8 protein-coding genes are annotated in these 8,456 nt (G+C 62.7%); 5 read left to right on the top strand and 3 right to left on the bottom strand.

The genetic code is table 11. The annotated features are described in order from the left end of the window. From P7F28_RS07520 to P7F28_RS07510, 3 genes are all read right to left on the bottom strand, one after another. Nucleotides 1-899 (bottom strand): MFS transporter (locus tag P7F28_RS07520; protein ID WP_277183899.1); only part of this gene is annotated, 899 nt, incomplete at its 3' end. A 3-nt stretch (nt 900-902) separates the two neighbouring features. Next, nucleotides 903-2,018: a metallophosphoesterase gene (locus P7F28_RS07515; protein ID WP_277183898.1), complete on the bottom strand. Its 1,116-nt coding sequence runs from the start codon at nt 2,016-2,018 to the stop codon at nt 903-905. A 76-nt stretch (nt 2,019-2,094) separates the two neighbouring features. Next, the gene (locus tag P7F28_RS07510; RefSeq protein WP_370467261.1) at nt 2,095-2,949 is read right to left on the bottom strand and encodes a hypothetical protein; all 855 of its coding nucleotides are present in this window, start codon (nt 2,947-2,949) and stop codon (nt 2,095-2,097) included. A gap of 374 nt (nt 2,950-3,323) precedes the next feature. Here P7F28_RS07510 and P7F28_RS07505 point away from each other — a divergent pair, with 374 nt between their 5' ends. From P7F28_RS07505 to P7F28_RS07485, 5 genes are all read left to right on the top strand, one after another. After that, nucleotides 3,324-3,458 carry a hypothetical protein gene (locus P7F28_RS07505; RefSeq protein ID WP_277183897.1) on the top strand — a complete coding sequence of 45 codons (135 nt, stop codon included), beginning with the start codon at nt 3,324-3,326 and terminating at the stop codon, nt 3,456-3,458. 51 nt (nt 3,459-3,509) lie between these two features. After that, nucleotides 3,510-5,045, top strand: coding sequence for a hypothetical protein (locus tag P7F28_RS07500; RefSeq protein WP_277183896.1), 1,536 nt, complete (start codon nt 3,510-3,512; stop codon nt 5,043-5,045). A gap of 212 nt (nt 5,046-5,257) precedes the next feature. Beyond that, nucleotides 5,258-6,142 carry a FecR domain-containing protein gene (locus P7F28_RS07495; protein WP_277183895.1) on the top strand — a complete coding sequence of 295 codons (885 nt, stop codon included), beginning with the start codon at nt 5,258-5,260 and terminating at the stop codon, nt 6,140-6,142. Further along, nucleotides 6,139-7,017 carry a DUF3365 domain-containing protein gene (locus P7F28_RS07490; RefSeq protein WP_277183893.1) on the top strand — a complete coding sequence of 293 codons (879 nt, stop codon included), beginning with the start codon at nt 6,139-6,141 and terminating at the stop codon, nt 7,015-7,017. The genes P7F28_RS07495 and P7F28_RS07490 overlap by 4 nt, the downstream gene beginning before the upstream one ends. A gap of 1 nt (nt 7,018) precedes the next feature. Further along, the gene (locus P7F28_RS07485) at nt 7,019-8,422 is read left to right on the top strand and encodes a serine/threonine-protein kinase (RefSeq protein ID WP_277183891.1); all 1,404 of its coding nucleotides are present in this window, start codon (nt 7,019-7,021) and stop codon (nt 8,420-8,422) included. Nucleotides 8,423-8,456 lie beyond the last annotated feature (34 nt).

Raw genomic sequence — 8,456 nt, 5'->3', positions numbered from 1 at the left:
GACGCTACGAGTCCGCGCAGCGGCAAGGCGAGAAACGTGATCAGGATCACGACCCAATAGCCCCAACGCTGGATCAGTCTGTTCGCGAAGACTGCCGCGACGACCATGACCAGTTGCGCGATGACGATCGTTTCTGCCGTGAAGGCACTCGGATTCCCTTGATGAGCAGCGACCACCGCCAGGCCATACAAAGGAAGCATCGCAGCATTGCCCAAATGAAACATCGCGAGCGATGCCGCGAGCAGAAGCAGCGGACGACACGTCAGCAACACGCGAAAGCCGCTCGCATGATCGTGTTCCTCGCCAGCTTTGCTGTCGTCTCCCGTACCCAGCCCGCGTGCGCTGTCATGGTCGATCGAGTCAGGCGAAATGAGCAGAGTCGATATCACCGTCATCACGCCGAACAGGCCCGCGAGCGCGAAGACCGCACCAAAGCCGTAGCGCCAACCCAAATAACCCGACAACGCCGCGCCGACTACATTGCCCGCGTGATTGGCAACCTGATTACGACCGAACTGTCGATCGAACCCGCGTTCGCGCACCATGCCAAGCGTCACGCCCGCGACAGCAGGACCCAATGCAGCGCCTGTCACCGCAGTGAGGATTTGAGACGCCGCGACCATCGAATAGGAATGCGATACCCATAAGACCAGCGAAGCCAGCGTGGTCATGATGCCGGCGATGATGATGATGGATCGCTTGTAGCGGCTCGCATCGACCAGTGCCCCGGCGGGAGGCGTTGCAAGCATGCCTGCGATGCCGCCCAGCGTCATCACGGTGCCGATCGCTTCGGTGTGCCAGCCTTGCGCCTGCAGAAACACACCCAGGAAAGGGCCGATGCCTGCCTGCACATCGGCCATGAAGAAATTCAAACCTTCAAGCGCGAATTGAGGGCTCATAGGTCACCAGTGGCGTCCGTTCTTGTTGGGGCCGAGCTGCGTGCCGAAGATGCCGTGTTCCGGCCATGGCGCTACGGCATGTATGTCGGTGCCGAGAGACAAGTGACTGTCGAGCGCTCGCTGATCACGGCCGAGCGCACCCGAATACGTGACAGAATCGATACCCACTCGCCCGTCGGTTGTCTGGGCGGTGATCACCAGATTTGCGCCTTGGTCAGCCAGGCTGCGCGGCAAGGTGGCGTGCCAGATGCCCGGTTCAAACGCGTGGGGCAGCAAGTCAAAGTCGATTTCGTCCAACGCGCCTGTCACGTGGAGAATATCGTCGCCCGATACGAGCACGCGAACGACCAGGTCGGCATTCGATTGCTGCGTCCGATTTCGATATAACCGTCTGTCGACCGGTTGCGTGATCATCACAAAAGGGAGCGGCGCATCGAGTGGATGAAACTTCCAACTGACTACGCCGTCATCGATGGCCACGACCGAGAAGCCCGGGCGACCCTCCTCCTCCTCGATCTGCCCGGTGGAACGCGTTGCCGCATAGATGACCGAGCCATCGTTGAGCAGCTCGTTGTAGTGCGTATGACCCGTGTCAACCACGGCGACATTCGCACGCGCGAAGGCAAGCGCCAGAGAGTCGCCATCGAACACATCGCCCGGATAGGCGTGCATGAAGACAGCCGGCGGCGCGGGGTCATCCCTGGAAAGCTCCAGTTCCTTGCCAAGCCAGTGCCGGTCCATTGCCGACAGCCTGAAATCCGGTCCGCCGCGGCCGGCTGACACCACATCGAGAAAGATGCATCGGTGGCCATTTATGACTCGAGACATCGGCAAGGCCGCCCGGGCGAATGCCGCGAATGATTCCAGATGCCCCGGTTCGAAGTCGTGGTCGCCCGGTATCGCGTAGAGCGGTATGCCGAGGCCACCGAGTGCGGAGAGAATCCGCTGATACTGTTCAGGAGTGCCATTGTTGGCGTTGTCACCCGGCAAATAAGCAAAGTCGACGCGATCGGCAAAACGCGCGTTCACCATCTCGACCATCTTCTTGAGGTGGCCGACGCTTTCGAACGCGTCGTCAGGGGAAGCGTGCAAATCTCCAAAGTGCACCCAGCTCAGCATGTCGGCGGCTCCGGTTTTTAGTGTTGTCCTACGCTTGAACCTCAGTCAGTTCGGCAATTTCGTCGACATCAATGTTTCAGGGATTAGGCAGCGCACGATCGTAGATGCGCGTCAAATTTCCGGGCGCACCAAAGTACGTTGCCTGCATCGCCGTGCCGTACTGATTACGCGTGCCGTAACCCTGTGCAGAGACTTTTGCTCCCGTACGCATCAGATTGGGAAATTGCTGCGCGACCGGCGGCGGAAGTTTGATCACTGTGCCGTCCGCGAGAATGACGCCGTCTGGCTCGCCGCGCGGTGCGGTCGTGACATGCACAACCTGACCTTGCGCGCTCAGTTGCGAAAGCGCCCCATCGCGCATGGGGCGCGGCAGCGGGAATGCGCCTGGCTGCGGCGGTTGATCCACCAGTGCCTGGCCGCTTCGCGTATCCGTGATGCGTTGCGCTGTTACATTGCCGCCCGCATCGCGCCAGCCACTGATTTGTACGCTGTCGCCACGCCGCACTGCGGACGTGAGCTGTGTACTGAGATGCGGTGGAAAGCGCACGAGTGCGCCGTCGCTGGTCAAAAAGCCATCGACATCGCCATCGGGGTTGGTGAGAAAGCGGGAAACCGTGGCTTGCAACGTGACGGCCGATGCATCTTCCCCGAGCGGCTCAGGGCCGGCACCGGGTGGCGGCGGAGCGCCGGGAACTGGTGGAGCAGTGGGCGGTGCAGTCGGTGGTGCAACAGCGGGGCCAGCCGGGGGTGGCGGCAAGGAACCTGTCGCCGACACAGGCGGCGGTGGCGGAGGCGGTGCGTCCGCCGTCGGCTGAGGTTGAGCCTGCGCCACACAGCCCGCGCTTGCGAGCAGCGTCGCAGCAATCGCAATTAAACCCATCGCACGTGCTGCAGGATGTACGGAGCCTGCACTGATCAACATCTTTCGCATGATTCACTCCTTCAAGTGGCGAGGAGCGAAATGCAAGGCCTATGCCAATGACGAGAATCCCGCAGGGCAAGGGTGAAGCTGATCTTGGCAGGCGTTGAGTGTCAGGAAACCGGACGCGAGATGTCCGGTTTCCTGACACCGAGACTTCTGTGATGCCACGCGCGGTGAATCCGCCTACCTGAACCGCACACGCAATCACCCGGCACAAGACACTTCACAAGCGCCTTTATTCCTCCTTCTCGCACAAATAAATAGCCGCTTCGGCACGGAACAAAGCCCTGCGTCCCGCTGTTTTGCTTTCGACAGCCGCTGCACCCCGCGACGGCCACGACAGGTCCGGTTCTTCGATCGAATCGGGCGAGGCAGGAGGCGTCATGCACCGCGAACTCTTCGTACTGGAGCAAAGCTTTTTCAGTTTCGGCTGCATCTATCGGGTGGACCTGCGCAGCCGCAGCGGCCGCCTGATCGAAACCCGCTACGTGAAGCTCAACGATATCCCGTGGTGCTGATACGCCTCCGGAATTCAATGATTGTTTTCATCATTTCGAGGAGGCCCATTCATGACCTACGCCTACGCCAGCTTGCCCGACATCGTTCCCCACGATGAATGGCTGAGAGGAACTTCGTCGCCGCTACAGGTGCGCGGCGCAGCGTTGAAAGACCTGGATCAGCAGATCCTCCTGTATCACCGCAATCGAACCGTGCATCAGTTTCATACGCTGGTGAATGCGTTCGAGAACTGGCAGCTTTGCGCCGGCCGCGACGACGCGTGGAAGCGAAACTCGCGCAATAGCTCGAAGTATTTCACGCTGCCCGATCAGCAATTGCGCGGCAAGGGCGACACCGATGCCGCCGCCGGCGCTCAGGACTTCATGACCCCCGCGCTCATCAATTCGCGCCTGGGCGTGCTGTATCTGTTCGGCAATCTTGAAATCGAGGACGACACGTTCCAGGTCTTGCTGGAAGGCGCTTTCGATATCACCAACGCCGGCCTCGGCTTCGCGCCGGATTCGAATGTAGCGGCGGGATACGCTGCCGAAGTGCTCGATAACAGCGTGGTGCAGAAGTCTGCATCGCTGGCGCTCGATCAGGTGCAGAAGAAGATCAAGAAGCGCAAGGAACCGACGCTCGTGAAGTCGAATCAGCTCACGGTGGCCAACTTCACGCTGCCCGCTCTGAGCGGCGCGGCGAAGCGTTTCTATGAAACCATTCGCGCGAAAGTCGAGGAAGGCGCGAAAAAGCTATGGGACATGATTCGCGAGAAGGTCGCGGACATTCGCAACGATCCGGGCGGTTTCGCGCTCGACACGATGCCAGGGCTGTTACGCAAGCTCGTCGATTTTCTGTGCGGCAAGCTGCTCGTCACGCTGGCGCCTTTCATAGGCGCGGGACTCGATATCGCCAAGGGCGTTGCCAATACGGTCGATAGCAGCATTACCAAGTATCGCGAATGGGTGCAGGGCCGCGACGTGCAATTGATGGCGGGCCACCCGAGCACCATCGTGGAAGCGATCCGTCGCGCGATGAAGCTGAGCATCGGCTCGGGCGTCTACGACCTCGTCAAGGGCGGCGCGAGCCTCGGTATGCAGTTCGCGAGCCAGGGCGCATCGACCATCGTGGATGCGGTCGTGTCGGTTCTCGAGACGATCGCGAAGGTCATCTGGAAGATCGTCGAGATCAAACGCATCAAACGCTTTTGCGAGCAGGCGAAGCAATACTGGGACGCACGCATGCAACGCGATGCACTGCATACCCGCCCTATTGCTTTCAATAGCTGGTTCAAGCGTTATGCCGTGCCGATACCCGCGCTTTCCGTGCTCGCGCTCAACTCGGGTATTTGCGGCGACAAGATGCACTTTCTCACGATGTTCAAGGACGACGAGAGTGTCGTCACGCAGGCGGAATTCACGGCGGGCTGCAAGTATGTCGATGGCCTCAAGATCTGGGGATCGGACTATCTGAACGACGCCGGATTCTCGTTCAACTCCGACGATGCGATGGTCACTGGTCTGCTCAAGCTCGCCGCCAGTCACACTGAAGAACAGACGTGGGATCTGAAGATCCGTAAAGCGGTGCTCGGCTTCCTGAACGGCTGACGTATTTCGTACGTCGTGCATGCAGGTCAGACGCCTTCGCGTTCGCGAAGGCGTCTTCGTTTATCGCTGCGGCGTGAGCATCAACGTGAAACTGACCTAACACCGCACCACGCTGTTTTGTTCCATCGTCGATGTGGAAATTTTTCTGGAATAGAAGCGCGGGCATGGCTGTTTTCGTCGCAAGCCCATCATGTCCGGAGGCATCGACCGCGATGAACACACGAACCCTGCCGCTCGTCCTGCGCATCGGCATCGCCCTTGCAACGCTGTGCGCGCTTCAGTGCGCGCAGGCGGGACAATCGATTCTGTTTCCCGATGGAACCATCACGCTGATCCGCGCGACCACGGTATTCGCCGTTGATGCGCCCGTCGCGCTGGAGCAAGGCGATCTGCTCGCCACCGACGCGCACGCCAACGCGCAGATCGAAGACGGCGACGGCACGATCGTCGCGCTCGGCGCGGATACGCGCATTGCCATCGATGCCGCGCCGCACGGCGCTGAACTCGCGCTGCTCTCGGGGTGGATCAAGATCGCGCACGCACATACCAACGCGCCTTTCTCCATCGACACACCGACGCTCGACGCCACGCTGCTCAACGGCGCCGCCGTGCTGCATGCGAGCCGCGACGCCACCGCGCTCTTTCTCGAAACCGGCAGCATGACGCTCGCTCTGCCCGAACATGCCGACGCCCGCGAGCCGCTCGACGGCGAGCGCTATGCCGAACGCGATGCCGGCAAGCCGCTCGATGTGCGTCCGCGCCCCGCGCCCGCGTTCATCGATGCGATGCCGCGGCCCTTTCGCGATCCGCTCGCGTCGGCCACGGCGCGCGTCACGGCAAAACCCGTCGCGCCCGCGCAAGGACGCCCCGCAACGTATGCCGATCTCGCCGACTGGCTGAGCGCGCCGCTCGCCATCCGGCGCAGCTTTGTCGCGCGCTTTCGGCCGCTCGCGCAAGCCGAGCCGTTCCGCTCGCAAGTGCGCCAGAACCTGCGCGCGCTTCCCGAATGGCGGCGCGTGCTCTGCCCGCCGCCCGCCATGCCGCGCCATCAAGCGGTCACGCCCGTTCAGCAGAAATCAATCGAGGTGGAGTCATGAGACTGTCGCTCGCCGTCAAGTTCAATCTGGTGTTTTTCGCGGTGTTCGTCGTCGGCTTCGTGTCGGCCGGGTTTGCCGCGCGTGGGTTGCTGCGCCGCGAGGCCATCGACGAAACCGTGCAGAACGCGCGCGTTCTCATGGAAGCGGCGAGCGCGGCGCAGAACTACACCGCGTCGCAAATCACGCCGCTCTTGCAGACGCAGCTCAAGTACAGCTTCGTGCCGCAATCCGTGCCGCAGTTCGCTGCGGTCGAAACGCTGATGTCGCTGGAGAAGCGGCTCGATGGCTACTCCTATCGCTCGACGATGCTGAATCCGACCAATCCGCGCGATCGTCCATCGGACTGGGAAACGGATGTGATCCGTCATCTGCACGACAAACCCGAACTCAAAGAGATCGTCGGCCTGCGCGACACGCCCACCGGAAAGGACCTGTATATCGCGCGCCCGAATCGCATCACCGATGCCGCGTGCATGGAGTGTCACAGCGTGCCGTCGCGCGCGCCGAAGACGCTCATCGACAAATACGGTCCGAACAACGGCTTCAACTGGACGATGCACGATGTCATTGGCGCGGACTTCGTATCGGTGCCGATGGCGCTGCCCGCCGCGCGCAGCGACGCGGTGCTGCGCACGTTCCTCGCGTCGCTGCTGGCCGTGTTCGTGCTGCTGCTGATCGCGCTGAACGTCATGGTGCATCTGCTGGTGACGCGGCGCATCCGCGCGCTGTCCCGCGCCGCCGATCAGGCGAGTCTCGGTCATGTCGACAGCGCGGACTTCACCGAGCGCGGGCGCGACGAGATCGCCTCGCTCGCGGCGTCGTTCGCGCGTATGAAGACGAGTCTCGTCGAAGCGTTCAAGATCATCGAGGCATGAGGTGAGCGCCGCCGCGATGGACACGCCGCGCATCACCGAACTCGGCAAATACCGCATCGACGGGGTGCTGGGCGCGGGCGCGATGGGCGTGGTTTATCGCGCGTTCGACCCGCATATCGAGCGGCCTGTCGCGCTGAAAACCGTGCGCCACGAACTGTTCGAGCATGGCGAGCGCGAAAGCCTGAAGGCGCGGCTGCGCAACGAGGCGCAGGCGGCGGGCAGACTTACGCACCCGAATATCGTCGGCGTGTATGAATACGGCGAAACGCGCGATACCGCTTATATCGCGATGGAACTCGTCAGCGGGCAAAGCCTGAAGCCGATGCTCGACGCGGGCCGTCCGGCCGATCTGGCCAAAGCGCTCGACTGGTTCGCGCAGTTGCTCGCCGCGCTCGGCTTCGCGCACGATCACGGCGTCGTGCATCGCGATATCAAGCCTGCGAATCTGCTGGTCAGCGCGCAGGGCCGGCTCAAGGTCGCGGATTTCGGCGTGGCGCATGTCGAATCGTCGACGCTGACGCTCGCGGGCGCGATGATCGGCACACCGTCTTATATGTCGCCGGAGCAGTTCACGGGCGAGCCGGTCGATGCGCGCTCCGATCTTTTTTCCGCCGCGATCGTGCTGTATCAGATGCTCACGGGATGCCGCCCGTTCGCGGGCGCATCGCAGGCGGAGGTGATGCGGCAGGTCATGCACGAGACGCCGCGCCTGCCGTGTGCGGTCAATCCGGCGCTTCCGCCCGCATTCGACGACATGTTGATGCGCGCGTTGTCCCGGCGACCCTCGGCGCGCTTTCAGACGGCCGCCGCTCTCGCCGATGCGCTGCGTGGCGTGCGGACTTCAGTCGCGCCCGCGAACGACGATGACTGCACGATTCTGCATGCGCCTGTCGCGTCGAGCGTCGCGCCGCACGCGTCGGGAACGGGCTCGCTCGGGTCTTTGCCATCGCTGACGATGTGGCCAGCCGACATGCTCGCGTCGGTCGAAACGCGGCTCGCCGCGCAGATCGGACCGGTGGCGCGCTTACTCGTGCGACGCGCGGCGGCGCGTATCGCCAATGCGCCGGATTTGTCTGGGCTCGTGGCTTTGCTGGCGCCGCATGTTCCGTCGGAAAAAGGCCGCGCGCAGTTCGTCGCCGCGTTCGCGGACGGCTCGCGCGCGGGTACGACGACGCATGGCGGCGCTTCGTTGTCGCCGGATGTGTCGCGATTCGCATCGCTGGGCGCGGAACAGGTGCAGGCCGCCGCGCTGAAGCTCGCCGTCTATCTCGGGCCGATCGCGGCCATCGTGACGAAACGCGAGGCGGCGCGCGCGGACAGCCTGCGCGCGCTGCACGAACGGCTCGCCGCGGCGATCAGCAATGAACACGACCGCGCGCGATTCGAGCGCGACGTCGGACTGTAGGTTTCATCATCACGACCAGCATCCGAAGGAGCAC

This window comes from Caballeronia sp. BR00000012568055, from assembly GCF_029439455.1.
Taxonomy (GTDB): Bacteria; Pseudomonadota; Gammaproteobacteria; order Burkholderiales; family Burkholderiaceae; genus Caballeronia.
This window is presented reverse-complemented; position numbering and strand designations above follow the sequence as displayed.